General features: G+C 36.4%; 24 protein-coding genes and 1 pseudogene. 7 read left to right on the forward strand and 18 right to left on the reverse strand.

Annotation, left to right across the window (positions count from 1 at the left end):
• Positions 1-27: 27 nt before the first annotated feature.
• From ACLIJJ_RS22285 to ACLIJJ_RS22295, 3 genes are all read right to left on the reverse strand, one after another.
• Positions 28-834, reverse strand: coding sequence for an undecaprenyl-diphosphate phosphatase (locus tag ACLIJJ_RS22285; RefSeq protein ID WP_411411717.1), 807 nt, complete (start codon positions 832-834; stop codon positions 28-30).
• Positions 835-945: 111 nt separating this feature from the next.
• A complete protein-coding gene (locus ACLIJJ_RS22290) occupies positions 946-1,869 on the reverse strand; it encodes an LCP family protein (protein ID WP_411411718.1) in 924 nt (307 codons plus the stop codon).
• 52 nt (positions 1,870-1,921) lie between these two features.
• On the reverse strand, positions 1,922-2,599 hold the full coding sequence (locus ACLIJJ_RS22295) for a zinc metallopeptidase (protein WP_411411719.1): 678 nt from the start codon (positions 2,597-2,599) through the stop codon (positions 1,922-1,924).
• Between the two features lie 161 nt (positions 2,600-2,760).
• Between ACLIJJ_RS22295 and ACLIJJ_RS22300 the strand changes: the two genes are divergently transcribed.
• The 4 genes from ACLIJJ_RS22300 to ACLIJJ_RS22315 all read left to right on the forward strand — a co-directional run bounded on the left by ACLIJJ_RS22300 (position 2,761) and on the right by ACLIJJ_RS22315 (position 6,006).
• Complete coding sequence (locus ACLIJJ_RS22300; protein WP_341079957.1) at positions 2,761-3,408, forward strand: DUF1232 domain-containing protein; 648 nt, start codon at positions 2,761-2,763, stop codon at positions 3,406-3,408.
• Between the two features lie 560 nt (positions 3,409-3,968).
• A complete protein-coding gene (locus tag ACLIJJ_RS22305; RefSeq protein ID WP_233317030.1) occupies positions 3,969-4,217 on the forward strand; it encodes a hypothetical protein in 249 nt (82 codons plus the stop codon).
• A gap of 116 nt (positions 4,218-4,333) precedes the next feature.
• Positions 4,334-4,495 (forward strand): hypothetical protein, encoded by a 162-nt coding sequence (locus tag ACLIJJ_RS22310; RefSeq protein ID WP_411411720.1) that lies wholly within the window; start codon positions 4,334-4,336, stop codon positions 4,493-4,495.
• Between the two features lie 617 nt (positions 4,496-5,112).
• Positions 5,113-6,006, forward strand: coding sequence for a glycine betaine ABC transporter substrate-binding protein (locus ACLIJJ_RS22315; protein WP_233317028.1), 894 nt, complete (start codon positions 5,113-5,115; stop codon positions 6,004-6,006).
• A 202-nt stretch (positions 6,007-6,208) separates the two neighbouring features.
• Here the strand turns inward: ACLIJJ_RS22315 and ACLIJJ_RS22320 are convergent, their stop codons facing one another.
• Positions 6,209-6,412: a zinc ribbon domain-containing protein gene (locus tag ACLIJJ_RS22320; protein WP_233317027.1), complete on the reverse strand. Its 204-nt coding sequence runs from the start codon at positions 6,410-6,412 to the stop codon at positions 6,209-6,211.
• 83 nt (positions 6,413-6,495) lie between these two features.
• A complete protein-coding gene (locus ACLIJJ_RS22325) occupies positions 6,496-6,993 on the reverse strand; it encodes a GNAT family N-acetyltransferase (protein ID WP_411411721.1) in 498 nt (165 codons plus the stop codon).
• A 290-nt stretch (positions 6,994-7,283) separates the two neighbouring features.
• Here ACLIJJ_RS22325 and ACLIJJ_RS22330 point away from each other — a divergent pair.
• Positions 7,284-7,415, forward strand: a pseudogene (locus tag ACLIJJ_RS22330) (VOC family protein); the annotation flags it as partial.
• Positions 7,416-7,458: 43 nt separating this feature from the next.
• On the opposite strand, the gene ACLIJJ_RS22335 reads toward ACLIJJ_RS22330, so the two are convergent.
• The 6 genes from ACLIJJ_RS22335 to ACLIJJ_RS22360 form a co-directional block, all read right to left on the reverse strand.
• Positions 7,459-8,508 carry a bifunctional transcriptional activator/DNA repair enzyme AdaA gene (locus ACLIJJ_RS22335; RefSeq protein WP_411411722.1) on the reverse strand — a complete coding sequence of 350 codons (1,050 nt, stop codon included), beginning with the start codon at positions 8,506-8,508 and terminating at the stop codon, positions 7,459-7,461.
• A gap of 215 nt (positions 8,509-8,723) precedes the next feature.
• Positions 8,724-9,014: a hypothetical protein gene (locus ACLIJJ_RS22340; RefSeq protein ID WP_411411723.1), complete on the reverse strand. Its 291-nt coding sequence runs from the start codon at positions 9,012-9,014 to the stop codon at positions 8,724-8,726.
• A 107-nt stretch (positions 9,015-9,121) separates the two neighbouring features.
• Positions 9,122-10,000, reverse strand: a complete 879-nt coding sequence (locus tag ACLIJJ_RS22345) for a metal ABC transporter permease (RefSeq protein ID WP_411411724.1) — start codon at positions 9,998-10,000, stop codon at positions 9,122-9,124.
• Positions 9,997-10,923, reverse strand: coding sequence for a metal ABC transporter permease (locus ACLIJJ_RS22350; protein ID WP_411411725.1), 927 nt, complete (start codon positions 10,921-10,923; stop codon positions 9,997-9,999). The genes ACLIJJ_RS22345 and ACLIJJ_RS22350 overlap by 4 nt, the downstream gene beginning before the upstream one ends.
• A 12-nt stretch (positions 10,924-10,935) precedes the next feature.
• Positions 10,936-11,688, reverse strand: a complete 753-nt coding sequence (locus tag ACLIJJ_RS22355; RefSeq protein WP_411411726.1) for a metal ABC transporter ATP-binding protein — start codon at positions 11,686-11,688, stop codon at positions 10,936-10,938.
• A gap of 22 nt (positions 11,689-11,710) precedes the next feature.
• Positions 11,711-12,643 carry a metal ABC transporter solute-binding protein, Zn/Mn family gene (locus ACLIJJ_RS22360; protein ID WP_411411727.1) on the reverse strand — a complete coding sequence of 311 codons (933 nt, stop codon included), beginning with the start codon at positions 12,641-12,643 and terminating at the stop codon, positions 11,711-11,713.
• Positions 12,644-13,043: 400 nt separating this feature from the next.
• Here ACLIJJ_RS22360 and ACLIJJ_RS22365 point away from each other — a divergent pair, with 400 nt between their 5' ends.
• A complete protein-coding gene (locus tag ACLIJJ_RS22365; protein WP_411411728.1) occupies positions 13,044-14,189 on the forward strand; it encodes a cation:proton antiporter in 1,146 nt (381 codons plus the stop codon).
• Positions 14,190-14,348: 159 nt separating this feature from the next.
• Here the strand turns inward: ACLIJJ_RS22365 and ACLIJJ_RS22370 are convergent, their stop codons facing one another.
• Entirely contained in the window at positions 14,349-14,990 is a 642-nt protein-coding gene (locus ACLIJJ_RS22370) for an NAD(P)-dependent oxidoreductase (protein ID WP_233317018.1), read from the reverse strand.
• A 67-nt stretch (positions 14,991-15,057) separates the two neighbouring features.
• Positions 15,058-15,627 carry an NAD(P)H-dependent oxidoreductase gene (locus tag ACLIJJ_RS22375; protein WP_411411729.1) on the reverse strand — a complete coding sequence of 190 codons (570 nt, stop codon included), beginning with the start codon at positions 15,625-15,627 and terminating at the stop codon, positions 15,058-15,060.
• 226 nt (positions 15,628-15,853) lie between these two features.
• Between ACLIJJ_RS22375 and ACLIJJ_RS22380 the strand changes: the two genes are divergently transcribed.
• Positions 15,854-16,300 (forward strand): Rrf2 family transcriptional regulator, encoded by a 447-nt coding sequence (locus ACLIJJ_RS22380; RefSeq protein ID WP_411411730.1) that lies wholly within the window; start codon positions 15,854-15,856, stop codon positions 16,298-16,300.
• Positions 16,301-16,369: 69 nt separating this feature from the next.
• Here the strand turns inward: ACLIJJ_RS22380 and ACLIJJ_RS22385 are convergent, their stop codons facing one another.
• The 5 genes from ACLIJJ_RS22385 to ACLIJJ_RS22405 form a co-directional block, all read right to left on the reverse strand.
• Positions 16,370-16,492 (reverse strand): hypothetical protein, encoded by a 123-nt coding sequence (locus ACLIJJ_RS22385; RefSeq protein ID WP_267913447.1) that lies wholly within the window; start codon positions 16,490-16,492, stop codon positions 16,370-16,372.
• Between the two features lie 157 nt (positions 16,493-16,649).
• Positions 16,650-17,165: an RNA polymerase sigma factor gene (locus ACLIJJ_RS22390; protein ID WP_341079937.1), complete on the reverse strand. Its 516-nt coding sequence runs from the start codon at positions 17,163-17,165 to the stop codon at positions 16,650-16,652.
• Positions 17,166-17,245: 80 nt separating this feature from the next.
• Positions 17,246-19,417 (reverse strand): MMPL family transporter, encoded by a 2,172-nt coding sequence (locus tag ACLIJJ_RS22395; protein ID WP_411411731.1) that lies wholly within the window; start codon positions 19,415-19,417, stop codon positions 17,246-17,248.
• A gap of 123 nt (positions 19,418-19,540) precedes the next feature.
• Positions 19,541-20,182: a response regulator gene (locus ACLIJJ_RS22400; RefSeq protein ID WP_411411732.1), complete on the reverse strand. Its 642-nt coding sequence runs from the start codon at positions 20,180-20,182 to the stop codon at positions 19,541-19,543.
• Positions 20,179-21,390, reverse strand: coding sequence for a sensor histidine kinase (locus ACLIJJ_RS22405; protein ID WP_411411733.1), 1,212 nt, complete (start codon positions 21,388-21,390; stop codon positions 20,179-20,181). Before ACLIJJ_RS22405 ends, ACLIJJ_RS22400 begins: the two co-directional genes overlap by 4 nt.
• Positions 21,391-21,418: the final 28 nt, after the last annotated feature.

A 21,418-nucleotide genomic window follows, 5' to 3' on the forward strand; every position in this document is an offset into this window, starting at 1 on the left:
AACCATTAGTTATATCTGTATGGCAAATTAGTAAAATATTAAAAGCAATATTCCTACGATAAAACAATAATATGTAAAATAGACTAACTTGCCTTTTTTCATAATGCCCATAAACCATTTCATCGCCAAATAACTCATTATAAGGGTTGCGATAAAGGCAGATAAATAAGGGACAGCTAATTCTGCTTTATTTGGTTCGCCTAAAAAGTCGGAAAATCCGAGAATAAGCCCCCCAACACTTACTGGAATATACAATAAAAAGGAGAATCGCAGGGCGGTTTCCTGTTTAATGCAAACAGCTATTGCAGAAATGATAGTAGCACCACTTCGACTAATTCCCGGGGCTAAGGCAACAGCCTGACCAAGACCAACAATAAGTGCGTCCTTAACTGTAATATCAGATTCACCTTTTCTACCTTTCAAATTTCGAATAAACCATAAAGCAAGACCTGTTATAAACAGCATGACAGCAATTGTAGTCATGCTGACATTGTCAGCAATATACTCATTCAAGAACACTCCCAGTACACCGGCAGGAATTGTACCGATAACGATATAACATACAAAACGAAAATCACTCTTATACATACTATCTTTCGTTCTTAAGTAATTAATCGAATGAACAGCTATTCTAATAATGTCCTTTCTATAGATAAATAGAATAGCAAGCAAAGAGGCCGTATTGGTGAGAATAGCAAACGTAAAGCCTTGATCTCCCAGCCCAAGAAGCTGACTGGCTATCATAACATGTCCGCTCGACGAAACAGGAATCGGCTCAGTAAAGCCCTGAACTAAACCGATAATAATCATTTTTATAATTAAGACAATATCCATTGTTAAATCTCCTTGAGAATTATAGTTATTTTCAACCCTTTTGAGTAAACACATAAAAAACAGTTACCATACGACAACTGTTTTTAGGAAGTGTTAAACTTGTCGTTGAAATTAGTTGAAAAAGGAGCTCAATGCTTCCTTGTTTGTATCTAAATCTGCCTTTAGAACAGCCCCTACATTTACTACATCATTCTCGTAAGAATCTTGAATGGGTATTCTTAAGCTTTCCAATCCGTCTGTGCTGTTTAAAAGCAGCCCTTTGCTTAAGGACAATATGGATTGGGTATCTAAATTTGTATCAATATAAGGAGTTGCAAGGCCAATAATTTTTGGCAGATTATATATAGTATGAGCACTAATTGCCTGCTCTTTCAGCTTAGACATTACTTCCTGTTGGCGCTCAACCCGCCCGAAATCACTTAATCTGTCATGACGAAAACGAACATAACCAAGTAAATCTTTCCCGTGCAAAATTTGACTGCCTGGTTTTAAAACCGTACCAATTCCATAAGACATTACATAAGGAATATCAACCTGTATCCCGTCAGGTGCAATGATATCTACTAATTTAGAAAACCCTTTAAAATCAGCAATCGCATAGTAATTTACATCTATATCAAAGTTGTTTTTTATTGTTTGTCTAACCAGTTCAGGCCCGCCAAATGCAAATGCTGCGTTTATTTTCTGGAGACCATGTCCGGGAATATCAACATATGTATCTCTCATGATGGATGCAAGTTTTATGCTATTATTATTCGAATTATAGTGAGCTATCATTAATGTATCCGAACGGGAATGCTCCTCTCCTCTAGAGTCACTGCCAAGCAATAGGATATTCATTTCTCCTAACTGTGGTTCAGCAGGCAGAAAATCATAATCCTTCCCTTTGTTATTCACATCTTTGGTAGATTCGATTACCCCGCTTTTATACTGATAAATAATAAACATCGTGCAAATAACTATCAGCAAGATGACGATGGACAGTATATTCCTTATCCATTTTCGTTTCTTTTTTATTTCTCCTCTGCTTCTCAAAATCTTCACCTTCTAAATTTAGTTCTCTTCATGAACAACTGGTAAGTAAACTTTAGTTTTCGTTTCTTTGCATACCTGTATAAATTAGGATTAAACGGAAAAGTTCTAACACCGCAACCGCTGCCGCTGCCACATATGTTAACGCTGCTGCATTTAACACCTTTTTGGTATCTCTTTCTTCTGCATTACTGATAATTCCTAAAGACACTACTTCATCCATTGCCCGTGTAGATGCATTAAACTCAACTGGCAATGTGACAAATTGAAACAATACCGCTGCTGCCATAGCAATGATGCCTAACAACACGAAATTACTTAAACCGGCAATCATGCCAATTAAGATGAGTATCCATGAAAAATTACTCCCAATATTAGCTACAGGTACTAATGCATGCCTAATTCTTAAAAAAGAATAATCCTGCTGATCTTGAATAGCATGACCAACCTCGTGAGCCGCAATTGCTGCTGCCGCTAAAGAATGACCGTGATAGTTATTCGTTGACAGACGGACAACTTTTGACCGCGGATCATAATGGTCAGAAAGCACCCCTCCTGTTTCTTCCACTGAAACATCATATAAACCGTTTGAATCAAGTATTTTTCTAGCTACTTCTCTACCAGAAAGGAAGGAAGAAGACTCGATTTTTGAATACTTTTTGTAAGCACCTTTGACTCTTAGCTGTGCCCAAACTGGTATAATCAAAATGATGATAAAATAAACTAAAAACATGTTTTAACCTCCTAATTAACTTACTTTAATAGAGTTAAAGCGAAATTATTACGTTTATTATTGTCTCTGTTAGTAAATTTAGTAACAGCTTAGTATATTCGTTGACATTTTGTCAACAAGATAGTATATTTCAATTGTTAAAAGTATGGAGGCTGAATGTAATGACGAGTAATGAAATCAATGAAAATAAACTCGGGCATCTGTTAAAAACCACCCTAGAAAATCAGAAAATCTCTATGAGTAAACTCAGTTTAGAAACAAATATTGATAAAGCGACTATTTCAAGAATTATCAGTGGAAAAAGAAAGGCCACCCCAAAGCACCTGCAGGCTATTTCCGAGTCTCTTCACATTCCCGTTTATGAGTTATTTACTGCTGCAGGATATACAGAGAAATCCACAGAAGCAGACAATCATTTTGAACTGCATGCCAAAATAGATGCTATCCAAAACATGATTAACTCATCAGGGATGTATAGTGACACCTTTAAAATTGAAGAAGTTGAACAGCAAATAAATGCTTATTCAAACGATGTACATTCCTCAGAAGAACAGAAGAATTTAATCACTCAATTCAAGAAAAAAGTGAAGAAATTAGGAAGTGAAGGGCCGTTTATTCAACAGCTGGAGGAATTATATTATAAATTTAGATATAAAAAGGGAAGCCCAGCTCAACTTCTGTTAATGGCAAGCGGACTTTTTTACTTTGTCAGCACATTAGATGTTATTCCAGATTACATACTGCCAATCGGTTATTTGGATGATGTTATCGCCATTAATATAATTCTCGATCGTATATCAAAATTATAGAGCTACCTTTCAGAACGATTAAAGCTATATATGCAGCTAATTTGTCCCAATCAATTAATTTTTCAAGCTTCTTTCTTCTACCATCTCCGAAATAGCATGTTGTTAGATTCCTCTTCCTTATCGAACTCCTCTCTCAGGTTTTCGATAAGGAATCTGATTAGCATAACAGTTATATGTTTTGATGATGCAAGTTTTCTTTCTCACTAATAGGATTCTCTCCAAAATTAATACTTTCAATATAGGAGTTTTAAAATGAAGAAATATTTCTTTAACTACGTCCTGTTAGCAGGCGTGATTCTTTGGATATCTTTTTTCGGTTGGATCAAGTTAATAAAACAAGGATTGGCTCATTATTTTGGATAAAATCAAAAATAAAAGTTTGTTATAGGGGGTATATTATTTTGTTCTTAAACGCTATAATATGTTTCATTCAGAACAAGCATAAATATGATTATTACACAGACAAGTGTATTCGCCGTGGAAAAAACGGTCATAACAAGCTTTTTGTATAATAACCAGCACGAATAAACAATAATGACAGAATTGAAGAGGGAATCCGAATGAAACAACTAACACTTAAATATATAACATGGAAATTGTTATTCAGACTAATAGTGCTTGCACTAGTCCTCAACTGGTATCGGGGAGAATACAACTCGTTCTTTAAAGAGATGACACTATTCCACCAAATTTTATTATATATCTCCTATCTTGCAGTCATACACCTTGCTTTAGAAATAATGAAATGGAAGATTTGGAGTAAATTGTTCTATGAAGAGAAGGTAATGAAAAACCACGAGCTTTCTTAATATTGCTTTTGTTTATCCAAGCAGCACACAGTAAAAAAGACAGTTTATTACTTTATATTTTTTACTGTGGGCTGCTTATTTTTTTAATAAATTGTGGGAAACAAGGGAGGAAGTTGATGTTAAAAAAAGGTGATGTTGTTATATTTCAATTCAAAGAGTATGAAGTCCTCTACATATACTCCAGTGGTTATGCTGAACTGAAAGAAAAAAAAGGTATAATTAATTTTTTCAAAGTAACGTTAGTACCGTTATCACAAATAAAAACAAAAATTACTTGAATCTTAAGTTAGAGTATCTCAATCTACTAGTTTTATTTTCCGCTCGTTTATATTCGCATTTATAACCATATTTAGGAACTAACCCTTCGACAATTGAAAACCTCAACTTCAATGAAATTAAATGAAGCACCATTCATAAACTGAATACCACCTTTAAATAACATCTCAATTTCGGAAAAACTGAAAGAAGATAAGTTTCCCGAAGTAAAAAGAAAGCCATCGGTTTCCAATGATCTTAAAGATAATCAAACTGTGCTATAAATGGTTGACGGAAAGCTCGAAATCACCATCATGCCAAGCCAGAAAAAAGTACAGATATACGACGAAAAACGAATGAAAATGCACATCATTCGTTTTTTTTATGCCTTATTTCAAGCTACCTTTCTACTTTCTGGCTTCCCCTCCTACCCATTACACTATAGATGAAAAAATACACCCACCATGTAGGATAAGCTAGGAAAATAGAGGAAAAGGGCGTATACAGTGCAGGTTAGTTATATAGTTACATCTCTACATTGCTTACAGGAGATTAAGAGATATTCTGCGCTTTGAGTTCCATTTAGATTAACGTTACACTTTACGAAACATTAAAAACAAATTAAAGGGGGATTTTATTAGTGCTAAAAAAACTTCTCGGAGTAACATCAGCATTAGCTCTGTCAGTCGGTTTAACCGCATGTGGAAGTGAAGAAACAGGTAGCAATGGGTCTATCGCCGAAGAATTGGATTATACAATTGTTGGGATAGATCCAGGATCTGGTCTAATGAATGCTACACAAAATAAAGTAATGCCAGGTTACGGTCTTGATGAAAAATGGGAAGTTATAGAAGGCTCCGATACTGCAATGACAGCGGAATTAACAAAAGCAATTAAAAAGGAAGAGCCAATTATTGTGACAGGTTGGATTCCACACTGGATATTTAATGAATTTGATTTGAAAATGCTTGAAGATCCTAAAGGACTTTACGGAGACGAAGAATACATACATACTCTTGTACGGCATGGGTTTAAAGAGGATTTGCCTGAAGCCTATAAGTTCCTTGATCAATTCGAATGGGGACCTGAAGAAATGCAGGATGTAATGGTAAGAATCCAAAGTGGAAAAACCGAACAGGAAGCAGCTGAAGAATGGGTCGCTGATAATGCTGATTTAGTTGATACCTGGATTGAAGGTGTAGAGCCTGGTAATGGGGAAGAAATAAAAATGACATATGCAGCTTGGGCTGACGCCATCGCAAGCAATAATGTCGTTAAATACGTGTTAGAAAATAAATTAGACTATTCCGTCAACTTAATCCAAGTGGAGCCTGGTGCAATGTGGGCAGGTGTTGCAGACGGCAGTGTCGATGCTATGATAGGTGCAGCCTTACCAACAACACATGCTGCTTATTATGAAAAGTTTGAAGGTGACTTCGTAGACCTAGGTCCAAACTTCACGGGTTTAAAGAATGGACTCGTAGTTCCTGCTTATATGGATATAAATTCGATAGAAGACTTACAGGATCTTTAGGAATACCTGAAAAACATGAATCGACCAGTAATATGGTTGGTTCATGTTTTTCAGATATTGTTAAACTTTATCGATTAAGTATTAGTAACTTGCTCCAATTCTCTGCCAAGCGGTCATTAACCTTTTCAATATTTCTTCAGCCTGATGCAACCAACGCACAAAAAAAGGCAGCACCACTTTTTCAGTAATGCCCCTAGTATTTTTAACCAAAAAATAAATCAAGAATATTAGATCCTGCAGAAGTTTGCTTATTATAAAACTCTGAATAACCGCATTTTTTGCAATACACGACAATAAATGTGTTATGTTGAAGATCAAACATTTTTGATAAACCTGTTCCTGTCATCGCCACTTCTTTTTTCCCTGCATCCTTGCTGCCACATTTTAAACACCCTTTTTCCGTCAACTTTATTCCCTCCAACTATTTCATGTAATTATCCATTAATACGGGAGAGACTAAGAAAAGGTTTCAGTTGCCAGCATCAAACATTATAAAAATAAAACCATCAGTTCTTCATCAAGATATGTATTGTCTATTTTTAGCGCTCTTCGGTCTATTCCATATATAGTAAACCCTAAAGAGTTATAGAGACTTTTAGCAGGCGTGTTATTTGCACTAACTGATAAGTAAATTTGTTCAATGCCTTCTAACTTTTCCGCTCTTTTTATAGCTTCTTGTATTAATTTTTTCGCTATTCCTTTGCCCCGTTTTTCAGTTGTGACATACATGGCAACTAAATTTGTTCGATGTTTTAATTTAACCTTTTGCTCTAATTGCAGTGTAACAACACCATTAAGTTCTCCTTCTTCAAATGCTCCAAAAGTATAGGCAGAGGAATTCGTTAACCTGTTTTCAAAATTCTCAAGTGTGAAGTCTTTTTCCTCTTCATAACTAGATGCAAATGCTGCTGGATTTGTTTGTAAAGCTTCCAATCTCAACTTTTTATATGCCTTCGCATCCCTTTTTTCAAGCACTCTAATATCCATATTTACCTCCCACTCATATCCACTAATAATTAGCTTCACTAAATAAATTATACTATTTAATTTCCTTTCGGAGAAGAGTAATTCCATATATTGTCATCGTGATTCTGAAGCTGCTTTAATCTATCTTGAATAGTTTGTTATAAAGATTCAGGCTTAACCGATTTCAAATCACAACCATATCTGATAAAGTAATCGGCTATAAATTGCTCTTCACCTTTGTTATAGCAGCCTTTAATAACGGTTTTATTTTTAGTAGGAATGGTCATAGAAGGATAATTTTCTTTGACTTCATTTCAGACGATAGAGTAAAAGTAATAGTCCCCTTGTCCGCTAACTTATTTAGTAAAGCATACGGAATAATTGAAGATCCATATGGTATACAAGTCCAATTAATGTTTGATGAGCGATTAGGCAGGAATTAAGTTTAAAATAAAAACGGTTTGCTTTCATAAGCAAACCGTCTTTTTATTGACTATATAAATTTTCTATATTAAGTAAATATTTTTTCCGCTGTATTCCACCGCCATAGCCTCCTATGTCTCCATTTGCGCTTATGACTCTATGACAAGGAATGATGATCGAAATCTGATTGGCCCCGTTTGCATTACCAACAGCTCTCACCAGATTTATATTTCCTAATCTGCTAGCAATATCTTGATAGGAGATTGTTTGACCTGGCGGGATGGTGGTAAGGATATCCCATACTTTCATTTGAAAAGGTGTTCCGCTTTTATAAAGAGGAACTGTAAATTGCCTTAACCTCCCTGAGAAATATAAATTTAACTGTTCAACTAAACTTTTATTAATGTCTGTATTTCCAGGTAAAATTCTAGCATTATGCTTTATACGCAGCTTCTCAATTTCTCTTTCTAGTCCTCTCCTATCCAAAAACTCTAACAAATATAGATATTTTGCGTCAGTCAAACTGATCATATTGCCAAGAGGTGTGGAGAATATGTGAGCATTGATAATCGAAATAGCTGTTTTCTTCGGAGGGTTGCCCATTATCCTTGTAAATGCGTCATTAAACCCGCTAGATGACTCATAGCCTAAGGAAACTTGTTGGTCAATTACCTTTTTGCCTGAGATAATCTTTTTAAAAGCCATTCCCATACGGCGGGAGCGGGCATATTGGACAAATGTCATTCCATATATTTCTTTGAACTTTCTTCTGGCAGTAGCCGAATGGATGCCTAACTCTAGAAAGTCTGCTTCTTTCCACCTCTTTTCAGGGTTTCTTTCAATTTCAGCAACTAATATTTCCACCTCTTCTGGGATGCTATGAGGATAATACAAAGGGTTACAACGTTTGCAAGGGCGATACCCGGCTAACAGCGCCTCTTCTGCTGTTAGAAAAAATTCGCAGTTTTCATACTTTGGCTTTCTGGCAGTACAAGTTGCATGACAGAAGATTCCAGTTGTTTTAATACCAGCAAAAAAAATACCATCATAGTGTGGATTTTTGTCCACTAATGCTCGATAAAATTCTTCTTTCTTTTTTTCAGAAATAACCACTGCTTAAGTCACCTCAATTTAGCGTTCATTTATTTTCTTCTGTAAGTTCTATACACTTAGGTTCAAAGGAAATCTGTTAACTTAGATCCGTTATATTATTTATTATAGAGACCTGCAAGAAGAAATACTTCCGAAAAATGAACAAGTAATTTTTTCAGCTTTCTTTTAATAGAAAACAGCTCCCCTTCAAGTGAAGGGAGAGCTGTTCATTTAAATTAAATTGAGTTATTCATCTGATCTGTTAAGTTAGCAAGAATCGCACTATTCTCTTGGTCTGCATCAAACTGGATGACATCATCATAGTCAAAGGTAGATAACGAGTCAGGAAATGATTCCTTTAAATAATGGACAAATGAATGAATGTCATCTCCTACTGTGTTATTGCGGCGATACTCCATCATAATTTGGCGGAATTTATGCGGAGGTAAATCGCATTGAATATGAAAGGATTTGCTAATGCCTAAGTGATCTTCGTCTGAGCTGTATAGATTATAGATGTTAGTCAATATTAACTCTCCTTTTGTATAGAATGAACTTGGTTAATTTACCCCTGTTAGGCAAGATTTATAAGTATTATTGAATATAAAAATACTCCCTTACTACGTTCATACCATCATATTCGGCTTATCATTCTCTCTCTTTTCCACTTCTTCATGACAACTCCATGTGTTGGTGAAAACAGCAAAGCTAATGCAAAAATAACGCCAGCTACAGAAACCATCATACCACTTATGGAAGTATCTGTAAGATAAGCAAAATAGTATCCTATAACTGAACTAAGAATACTTATCATGACACTCCATATAATCATGGCACTAAGTTTATCTGTCAGTAAATAGGCGGCAGCTGCTGGAATAATAATCATGCCGACTACTAAAATTGCGCCGACACTTTCAAAAGAAGCGACTGTCGAGACAGATACAAGTCCCATCAATAAATAGTGGAAGAACATGACTGGGATTCCGAGTGCTGATGCCATCGCAGGGTCAAATGCGCTCAGCTTAAACTGTTTATAAAACAAACTGACTGCCAGCACATTAATTAGGAAGCTCGCTCCTATCCCCCAGACGGCTCTCGGACCAAGGCTATGTTCGCCAATCTGCAGTGTGTCCCAAGGAGCATAAGCTATTTCTCCATATAAAACACAATCTAAATCTATATCCACCTGTCTTGTGAACAGGCTAACGAGCACCACACCAATCGCAAATAGAGCTGTGAATACGACACCGATGGAGGCATCAGATTGTACTCCGTTATTTTGAAACATTTGTATGAGGAATACTGTGATAAGCCCGACTGCGGCAGCTCCCAGCATCATGAAAAGAGAGTCTCTAGTGCCGCTTATCAAAAAAGCAATAACAATACCCGGCAGCACAGAATGACTGATAGCATCCCCAATCATCGACATCTTTCTCAACACAAGAAAGCAGCCTAGTATACTGCAGGAGCCGCCGACAAGTGCCCCAATTAAAATAATCCAAAAATGATTCATAAGGATTTCTCCTTTACTTCTTGGTTAACTATTTTATATCTGTAATCCTTTTTTGCCTGGCTGCGCATTCTCCATTTAGCTACCGTCCCTCTTCGCGGTGCAAACAAGATAGAGATGATAAATAAAAAGGTTGCAGCTAAAACAATTAATGGACCAGTCGGTAAATTGTTTGCCATCGTACTAATGATTGTTCCAGCAATTCCGCTAACTGCGCCAAAAACGCCTGAATAAATCACCATCACATGCAGTTTTTCTGTCCAGTATCTTGCCGAAACTGCTGGCGTAATTAACAAGGCTGCCATAAGAACGACGCCTACCGCCTGAATTCCAATTACAACAGCCGTGACAAGCAGCAGCATGATAAATTGGTCGAGCGCAACAATCGGCAGACCAATGCCTTTCGCAAATCCTGAATCAAAGGAGATCAGCTTGAATTCTTTGAAGAACACGATAGAAACCAATACTAGGAACAAAGCTATGCCTGCAATCGTATATACATCTGATTTAATCATGGAAGCTGCATGACCAAATAAAAATTTATCTAAACCACTTTGGTTGCCACTGTCGCTATGCTGAATTTGGGTCAAAAGGACAATCCCAATTCCAAAGAAGGCAGAGAGAATGATGCCGAGTGCCGCATCCTGCTTTATTCTGGAATTTCTCGTTATAAAGCCGATAGACAAAGTTGCAGCAATGCCGGCAATAATCGCACCAATCAAAAAGAAAAAGATTGATTTAGTTCCAGTCAGCATAAATGCGATGCATACACCTGGAAGCGCCGCATGTGCCAGGGCATCCCCCATTAATGCCTGCTTGCGAAGATAAGCAAAACTGCCGATGACTCCACTGCTGAGCCCGAGCAGCATAGACCCCATCAGGATCCATTGCGTATTTGGGTCTGAAAAAATCTCCAGCCATTCCATGCTCACACCTCCTTAACCGATAATGAAGGGAGCGGCATTCCCTTCAAGCAAGGCAAGGCTCCCTCCATATGTATTTTGCAAATATTCCTTTGTAAACAGCTGCTCAGTTGGACCAATTCCAATTAATTTCACATTTAAAAGCATTATCCAATCAAAATACTCCTTAACTGTATTTAAATCGTGATGGACAACCAGCACTGTTTTCTCTTGTTTTTTCAAGTTCATCAATAATGAAATGATTGCCTTTTCTGTCGCCGCATCTACACCGACAAAAGGTTCATCCATTAAGTATAGATTTACATCTTGTGCGAGTGCTCTTGCCAAAAAAACGCGTTGCTGCTGACCTCCTGAAAGCTGGCTGATCTGTCTGTCAGCATATTGCAACATGCCCACTTTATCAAGGCACTCTAGTGCAAACTGTTTATCCTTTTTACCAGGGCGCTTAAACCAGCCTAAATGACCATATCTGCCCATTGTAACGACATCAAGGGCGTTTGTCGGAAAATCCCAGTCTACTGATTCTCTTTGGGGAACATATCCGACCTTCTTCCGATTCTGCTTATATGTTCCACCGAATATTTCTACTTCACCTGAAAGAGACGGAATTAATTCTAATATCGCTTTTATTAGGGTAGACTTTCCTGCACCGTTTGGTCCAATAATTCCAATCAGCTTTCCTTCTGGGATAGTAAACGAAATATCCTCAAGCACCGGCTTTTTTTGATAAGCTACTGCTAATTTATGAACAGTTAGTGGTGATATCATTTGAATTCTCCCTTTCCCTTATCTATTTCAGTGCCTTCACAATCGTGTCCACATTATGCCTGACCATGCCAATATATGTTCCTTCCTCCGTACCTTCCTGCCCCATTGCATCTGAGAACAGTTCACCACCTATCTCCATTTCATGTCCTTTTTCTTTAGCACCTTCCATAACAGCCTCAATCGCTTTTTTCGGTACACTTGATTCTATAAATACTGCCTTGATTTTATTTTCAACAAGATAATCTCTCAGCTCACTTACATCCTTTGATCCATATTCAGATGCCGTACTGATTCCTTGCAGACCCTTTACCTCCATGTTGTACGCTTTTCCAAAATAGCCAAAAGCGTCATGTGCAGTTACTAAAACCCGAGATTGTTCAGGAATGGATGTAATTTGTTCTTTCACATAATCGTCCAATTCCTTTAATTCACCTATATATGCTTCTGCATTCTTTTTGTATGCTTCCTCATTGTCAGGATCAAAGGCAATTAGTTCCTCCTCAACTGCTTCTGCAGCTTGAATCCAAAGGGAAACATCAAACCAGACGTGAGGGTCATTTCCTTCTGATTCGTCATCTGGCGTCAGCAGCTCCTCCTCTCCGATATTTTCTGTGACAGCTATTGTTGGCTTTGTTTTGCTCATCTTCTCGAAAATATCAATCATCTTCCCTTCAAGATGCAAGCCATTATAAAAAATCATATCCGCTTCCTTCAGCTTACTTATATCTCCTTGTGATGCTTTATAAAGATGAGGATCAACTCCAGACTTCATTAATGCATTCGTTTCTACATTGTCCCCGCCAACATTTTTAACAATGTCATTAATCATTCCAGTAGTTGCAGTGACGTGGATTTTCCCATCTGCACCTTTTGATTGCTCAGCGTTTGAGCAACCTACTAACGAAAGAACCACAACAAATAAGACAGCCATACTTCCCCACATTTTTTTAACCATAATATACCTCCTCTTTAGCTTGTTCGCAATAATTTTACCTTGTACCACAAAAGTTAAATCAATTAAATTATTTTGCCTTAATGCAACTTTATGCTAAACCAAAAGCACAAATGGTGTCAACTGAAAATACACTTAATTTTTCGACAAATACCTGAACATGTATCTGGATTTCCTTATTCGAATATTTTCTCTCAAGTGAAATTTCAGCTAAAATACACCACCTTCCCAAAACTACATAATCGCCTATTTTGCCACTTTATTAAAAATAAGAGTAGCTATATTTTTGTGTTTTTTACACATCACAAAACACCCTGAAAACCTCTTAAAACCACGTATTGACAGCTTGTTTTTAGAGCATTACACTGTATTCCAGGTGTTAAAAGGGAGGTCGTTTACAAGAATGGAATTTATTCTATATTTGCTATTAATTTTATTTGCCACAAAAGTTGCAGGAGATATTTCAGTAAGACTAGGACAGCCATCAGTGCTTGGTAAATTGATTATCGGAATTATTTTAGGACCTGCAGTGCTTGGCTGGATTGACAACAATGAATTTATTCATTACTTCTCTGAAATCGGCGTTTTATTGCTTATGTTTTTGGCCGGTTTAGAGACTGACTTAGATCAACTCAAAAAAAATTGGAAAGCTGCTTTTGCAGTTGCTATAGTTGGGATTATATTTCCTTTTATCGGAGGGTACTCGATAGGAGAACTGTTTAACTTGGATACAACATACTCTCTATTTATCGGTGTGCTGCTTTGTGCAACATCCGTTAGCATTACTGTCCAGGTTCTAAAAGATATGAACAGTCTAAATTCGCCTGAAGGGAGCACTATACTAGGGGCTGCGGTTGTTGATGATGTGCTCGTTGTTATACTTTTAGCAGTAATGACTAGCCTTCTTGGGACTGGAGAAGAAGTTTCAATCGGACTGCTCATAGGCAAAAAGGTTCTCTTCTTTATCGGAGTACTAGTTGCAGGGGCTTTTATTGTACCTAAATTCCTCCAAATACTTTCTAAACTTAAAGTTACAGAACCTGTGATATCTATGGCATTAGTTGTTTGTTTTGCCTTTGTGTATTTTGCAGATTTACTTGGAATGGCAGGAATAATTGGCGCTTTCGCTGCAGGTATTGCCATTTCTCAAACAGATTATAAACACACTGTTGAAAGAAAAATGGAACCTGTAGCATACGCTGTCTTTGTTCCTGTTTTCTTTGTCAGTATCGGGTTAAATGTCTCATTTAACGGAATTGGAAGTCAGATTGGGTTTATTGCAGTACTATCTGTCATTGCCATTCTAACAAAACTAGTAGGAGGAGCTATAGGAGCAAAGCTGACAGGCTTTAATAACCACTCCGCCCTAATAATCGGGGCCGGAATGGTTTCACGTGGAGAAGTAGCCTTGATAATCGCGGCCACTGGTTTGCAAGAATCCCTGTTACTGCCTGAATATTTCACGTCAACGGTAGTTGTGATAATATTAACAACCTTGTTCGCTCCTCCATTACTGAAGTTTCTAATTAATCAGGATAAAAAATCCTAATTAATTAGCAGCAGTATATATAATTTTTGTGTAGCCACTTTCTGATAGCTAAATACATGAAAGATAACTCTTTCATTTACATGCGGCATTCCTGCTCCAACTTATTTATTAAAATGAAAAACCGACCATATATAGGTCGGTTTTTGGCCAAATCTAAATTTATTCAGCTTCCCCAACAACAGCGAATCGTTGGTTTTTATGTTGTGGATTTTCAATTTCATCTAATACGGCGATTGCATAGTCGGCATAGCTGATATAGCTGTCACCTTTAGAGTTCAGAAAAAGAACATCTCCGCCCTTTTGATAGAATCCTGTACGCTTGCCTTCTGGATTAAAGAAGCCTCCAGGACTAATATATGTCCAGTTAATATCATTCGTATTTTGCAGTTCTTTTAAGTTTTCTCCCATATTAAAAGCTGTTGGATAATACGCTTTAGGGAATTCAGGTGTTTCCAGAACGCGCATCGTTTTCGCTTCATCTACAAATAAGCTTCCTGCTCCACCTACTACAACTAGTCGAGTGTTTGGGGAAGCTTTTAATGCTTCTATCAGCACCTGACCTGCCTCAATATGCTGGATTTCTTGGCCTGGAGCAGAATTAAAAGCATTTACTACCACATCATATTTTTGAATATCTTCTGTTTTCAAGTTGAAAACATTATTCTCAACGACAGCTACCTGTTGATTTTGTATTTTTGCAGCGTCTCTTACAATTGCTGTAACCTCATGTCCCCGTTCTACTGCTTCTTTTAAAATTAAATTTCCTGCTTTACCACTAGCACCTATAATTGCAATTTTCATTATAAACTCCTCCTTTAATTATAATTTTAATAGTTACAACTCTTCCACCTAAAGGCTTCTCGCTTAGTTAAAACAATGAGTTTACTTCGTTTTTAATTTCTTCAAGCATTCCTTTTCTTGTTGAATCATCCACTGAAGGAACGCTGCCAAAAATTAAATGACCAACACTTTCGATACCGCAAAATTCGAATATTCCTGTTGTAGAGGTTTTCTTTAGTGCTTCTGTCATTCCAATAGAATCATAAATATCCTTCGGTGTTCCGTGAGTATTGATAATAAGACCTTTCTTCCCTGCCAGCAGCTTATCTATACCACCATCAGTATTGTACTGATAAGCAAATCCGTAGGAGTAAACTCTGTCAATATATCCTTTTAAAATAGCCGGCATTCCTGTCCACCAGATTGGATAAATGAGTGTAATAACATCCGCTTTGCTGATGTATTCTTGTTCTTTTTTAATTTCTGGATCTACTTCACCCTTACCATCAAACTTTAAAACCGGGTCTATCCCAATTGCATATAAATCCCTAACCATAACTTCATGACCTTTCTCTTGTAAAGACTCGACGACCGTACCGAGAATAGCATGGTTAAAGCTTTCTTCGTTTGGATGTGCATAAATAACTAAATGATTCATTACCATTCCTCCACTTTTTTCTATGTTTATCATTAATAACTTCGTTCACAGATAATTAGTTGTAACAATAGTTGTTACATGTAATAATATAAGTTACATGTATCTAACTTGTCAACAGGTATATAAAATTGTTTTTCCCGAGACTTTTTAAGATCTTTAGGTATAATATACTTGTAACCAGAATAATTACATGAATATGGAACTTATCGTTAGGAAGGTGTTTTACATGTCGATCAGCAGTCGTTTTGCTGTTGGTATTCATATACTGACTCTTATTGAAATAAATAAAACAAGTGTTAACTCCTCTGAGTTTTTAGCAAGCAGTGTAAATACAAATCCCGCCGTGATCAGAAAGATAATGGGCATGCTTAAAAATGTCGGCTTAATTAACGTCCGTCCAGGAATTGCCGGAGCTCAAGCAGCAAAAAAGTTAGCTGAGATAACTTTGCTTGATGTTTATAAAGCTGTAAATGTCGTCCAAGAAAAAGAGCTGTTTAGTATACACGACAATCCAAACCCTGATTGTCCTGTAGGAAGAAATATACAAGACGCAGTACTTCCCCTCTTTACCATTGCTCAATCAGCAATGGAGAAAGCTTTAAGTCATGTTACCATTGACGATGTTGTAAAAGATATTATCGAAAAAGAAAAGAATCATGAAAGCATTAAATAGTGCTTTAAAAATGAAAAGAAGTCTGTTAAATGCAGACTTCTCTTTCTGTACGCTCCAACTGTTGGATAACTATAAACTCGTATTGTTGTTATTCTTATATTCCTTGCTGTACCTCTTTTCCGCAAAGAATAAAATAAACCCTGCCAGAAGTGAGACACTGAATACAATCCCGTACACTAGTTTATTTTTCATTTTTGTCAGCTCCTTATTTTATTCCACTCGTTCGTTATCCTCCTCTATACATTTATTATAAAAGAAATCAAAACCAAAAAAATCGTACAATCAGGCAAATTTACATGTACACTAGGGCAAAAACACTAAAATAATGGAGTAAATATAAAGATTAATGTTAAAGCATTTCCATATAGTTCCCATCGATTATTAATTGTTTTCTTAAGCTCCGTAATGCCCTGCTTAAAGTCACCTTCACTTTACTTTCCGACCAATGTAATACTTTAGCAGTTTCTTTAACAGAATAGCCTTGAAGCTTTCGGAATATAAGCACCTGTCTATAAGAATTCTTTAGTTTTCTTATGGAAGCTAATAATTCCTTTTTATTTTCCCTTTTTTTAATATCCGATGAGGTTTCTTGCGACATCATCACTGATTTATATTTAAACACCATCTGATTAATAGACATCTGCTTTTTAAAGTAATCCATTGTTACATGGTAAGCAATGCTAAACAACCATGTCCTTACGTTAGATGCTCCTTTAAATGTGTCTGCTTTTACGTAAGCTTTTATAAAAGTCTCTTGCATTAAGTCTTCTGCTGAATGGCGATTCTTTACAAATGAAAGTATATACTTGTATACGTCATGCTTATAATCTAGATACCAATCTTCAAAGTTTTTTAAATGAGACACTTTAACTCCTCCTGCCTACTATATAGAAAAACCGCTCAATCTACTAGATTAAGCGGATTATATGCTTTAGATTCTGCTTTTTAATGTTTTTTCTTTTTGTCTTCCGCCTTGAATATTGTCTCCCCTTCAATATCAATATTAGGAAGAATTTTATCCAACCATTTCGGTAAATACCAGGAAGCTTTGCCCATTAATGTCATCACAGCTGGAACAATTGTCATCCTAACTATAAATGCATCAAATAATACTCCAAATGCTAAAGTTAATCCCATTTGTTTAATTATTGGATCTTCCGCTAAGATAAAACCTGAAAAGACAAATGTCATGATTAATCCTGCTGCTGTTACAACTGCTCCATTTTCTCTCATCCCAGCAAGCACAGCTTTTTTAGCATCTCCCGTATGAGTATATACCTCGCGCATTTTGCTCACTAAGAACACTTCATAATCCATTGCTAAACCGAATAATATTCCAATGCTTAAGATCGGCAATAAAAACAGGATAGCTGCTGGTCCTGGCAACCCAAATAAATCTTGCAAATTACCGTCTTGAACAACAAATACGGTAAATCCGAAGGCTGCACCAATAGAAAGAATAAAACCTAGCACTGCTTTTAACGGAATTAGTAATGAGCGGAACACTACCATTAGCAGCAAATAAGCGAAAACAATGATGAAAACGGCAAATTGCGGTAAGGCATTCATTATTTTCTCAGAGATATCAATGTTAATAGCTGTTGAGCCTGTTACCATTAACTTTACTTCTTCCTGTTTGGAAAGATCTCTTATATCATGCACCACTTTTTTTGTATCTGAGTCATTTGGTCCTGTTTTTGGAGAAACACTTATCAAAAATACATTACCGGATTTGTTTGGAACTGGAAGTGAAACCTTTTCTATATTATTTAATGCTGTTATGTCTTCCGCTACTTCAGAAAGCTTATTCTGAAACTCCTTGGCATCTCCTTGTGGTTCGGCAATAACGACTAACGAGGCATGGAATCCTTCTCCGTATGCTTCTGAAAGGAGATCATACCCTTTTCGCTCTGTTTTATCGAGGGTTTTATCTCCCTTAGTTGGTAAACCTAGCTCCATATGGAAGAATGGTAGCGTCATAAATACTAAAATAGCAATACCAATGAGGGATGTAATTAATGGTTTTTTCGTAACAAATCTGCCCCATTTATTATTAGAAACGTCCTTTTTCTTATCAGCTCTTGTTAACAGTTGCAGCAGTCTATTTTTTCTATATGGTCCTGCTTTTTTACCTAACATCCCTAAAAGAGCTGGAACTACAATGATGGAAATAATAACTGAAAATAGTACAACAACAGCAGAAGTTACCCCCATTACACCTATAAATGGGATGCCTACTACAAGCAGGCCAACTAGTCCAATAATAACTGTAACGCCTGCAAATACTACTGCGCTTCCTGCTGTTCCATTTGCAATAGCAATGGATTCTTTCACTGAATAGCCTTGTTTCATCTCTTGTCTAAAACGGGATATGATAAACAGAGCGTAATCAATTCCGACTGCTAAACCTAACATAGCACCTAATGTCATCGATATAGAAGGGATATTAAAATAATTCGTACCGATAAGAACTAGTAAAATTCCGATACCTAAACCAAACAAGGCAGTAAGTATAGGCATTCCAGCTACTAATAAAGAAGTAAAGGTAAGTGCTAATACTACATAAGCAGCTATAATTCCAATAGTTTCTGAACCGCCGCCTTTCGTTACATCGAACTCTACTGTTCCTTCGAGCTCTGTTTGTATACCTGCATCCCTTGTGATATGCAAACTATCTTCCACATGTTCTTTCGACTTGTCTGATACCTTTCCTGCAGGTCTATCATAAGTTACTACGGCATAGCCAATCTGCTTGTCAGCATTAATATTTTTTAGTTCTGCAGGTGTTGCCACCGCTGTGACTGTCTTGTCTTTTTTTATTTCTTCAAGAACTTCCTTGATTACTTTATTGTTTTCTTCAGAATCTAGTGTTTCATTCTTAGGGGCTTTCATAACAAGATAAACTTGCCCGCTGTTATCACTACTCTGAAACTCCTTCTCCAACACCTTCATTGCTTTTTCTGATTCTGTTCCAGGTATTGCAAGATCATCTTTAAATGACATTCCAATACCGACAGCTGCAAATCCTAAGCCAATTAAAATGATGATAGTCATTAAGATGACTTTTTTGCTGTTGGAACCTGCCCAATTTCCTAATTTATATAAAAACTTTGCCATTTTTTTCTCCTCTCACTATTCCCTTTTTTTAAAAGCTCACCTTTTACATGCTTTATATTAAAGGAAAAATAGCAAAAAAAAATCGTACATTGGGGCAGAAGCACTATGTACGAAAGGGCAATATTATAATTTTATTAACTGAGAATCAATAGCTGCTCTTATAGCTTCCACCCTGTTGGTGACATTAAGCTTATTAAAAATATTAGTAAAATGCGCTTTAACCGTTCTTTCTGCTATTCCAAGGTCATAAGCTATATCTTTATTTCGAAACCCTTTAGCAGCTGCCTGCAGGATAAGCAGTTCTTTTTCTGTTAGTCGGTTTTTATCATCAGAAGATTTCTTTTTTTTATGTTGGGACTTCAAGAGCCTCTGCATTATTTCTGGCTGCAATAGTGTTTCTCCTCTGGCTGCAGATTCAATTGTTCGAAACAAGTCCTCTCTTCCAGTATCTTTTAATAAGTATCCTTTTGCTCCTAATTCAAGACCTTGTACCATTAAGTCATCCTCATTGTATGTTGTCAAAATAATAATGGGAATCTTTATATCTTTTTCGTTAAGCGCTTTGATAGTATCTAATCCACTCATTATCGGCATATTTAAGTCCATCAAAATGACGTCAAAGGAGGTTTTATCAATTAACCGGATTGCTTCTTCTCCATTACCAGCCTCAGCTGCTACTATAAATGATTCATTCGTTTCAAGGATCATTTTAAGCCCTTCACGAACAACAGTGTGATCATCCACAATTAGAACTTTATACTTCATCTCATTACTCCTTTGTTTAAATTGCATCTTACTGTTATTTTCGTACCTTTTCCTAATTCACTTTCTATACTGAGCTCACCGCCAATGATCTTCACTCGCTCCTTCAAGCCTAACAAGCCGTAACTTCCACGCTGTACTTTTGTAACATTGTCAAAACCAATCCCATTATCTTCAATTTTTATTAGTATTTCGCCTTTTTCACCTATTACAGTAACAGCAGCTTTTGTTGCATGTGAATGTTTAGCGATATTGGTTAGTCCTTCACTTATAATATAAAGGCTGTGTTCTTTTAATAAATTACTAAGATTTACTTTAACATTAATGAGAGACTCTACTGCAATCAATGTGTTTTCTTTGAAGCGCTCTATTTCTTCTGTTACAGCCTTCTCAAAGTTCATATCAGCTAACGAGTTCTCACGTAAATTATCAATGACTATTCTCGCCTCCCGTAATGTTTTACGAGCTTGATCCATCGACTTTCGAATAATTTCCTGTGATTTTTCAGCATTTCCGTTTTCTAAATAAGAATCGGCTGCATCAAGTTGCATAATCAATCCAGCTAAACCTTGTGCTAACGTATCGTGCAAGTCCCTTGCCATTCGTTGTCTTTCATTAGCCAAAGTTAGTTCCTCTAATTTAATGTGTGCTGCCTCTAATTCAGTCAAATAATATTGGGTCCGAATACGTGCATTTACTTGACCGTGATAGATGGAGTAATAAAATACAACAATAATAAGGATGAAAATAAAAATCAAGATAAATTCAAGCAGTTCCCCTCTGCCGTAATTCAGGAGAATAACTATACAATATTGAGAATACAACAAAGAAAATACGATAACTACTTGGATTTTCTTTTTAAAAATAATGATACTTTGTGCAATTAACAATGGCAAAAGACCAACCAACAAAGAAATAGAACCAATAGGTAATATAAAGGCCGCCGCAAAAATAATCATTGTTTGCCCAATAAAATACACTAACCTTTTTTTAGCAATCAGTACATCTGAATACCAGTAAAGTAATACATGAACAACCATAAAAGCACCAACAATTATACTATTTAACAGCAATGGTGAATGAATATGCTGAAATGTTACTGCTGAAATAAAGACAATTAAAATCCATAAGAGAAAAGGTATTTTATTCAGCAACAAAAAATGAGTAAAATCAGCAAAAGAATAAAATTTATTATGCTTATATACAGACATGTATACACCGCTTTCTATACGTTAAATA

The organism is Niallia laureatilytica, assembly GCF_046613985.1.
GTDB lineage: Bacteria > Bacillota > Bacilli > Bacillales > Cytobacillaceae > Niallia.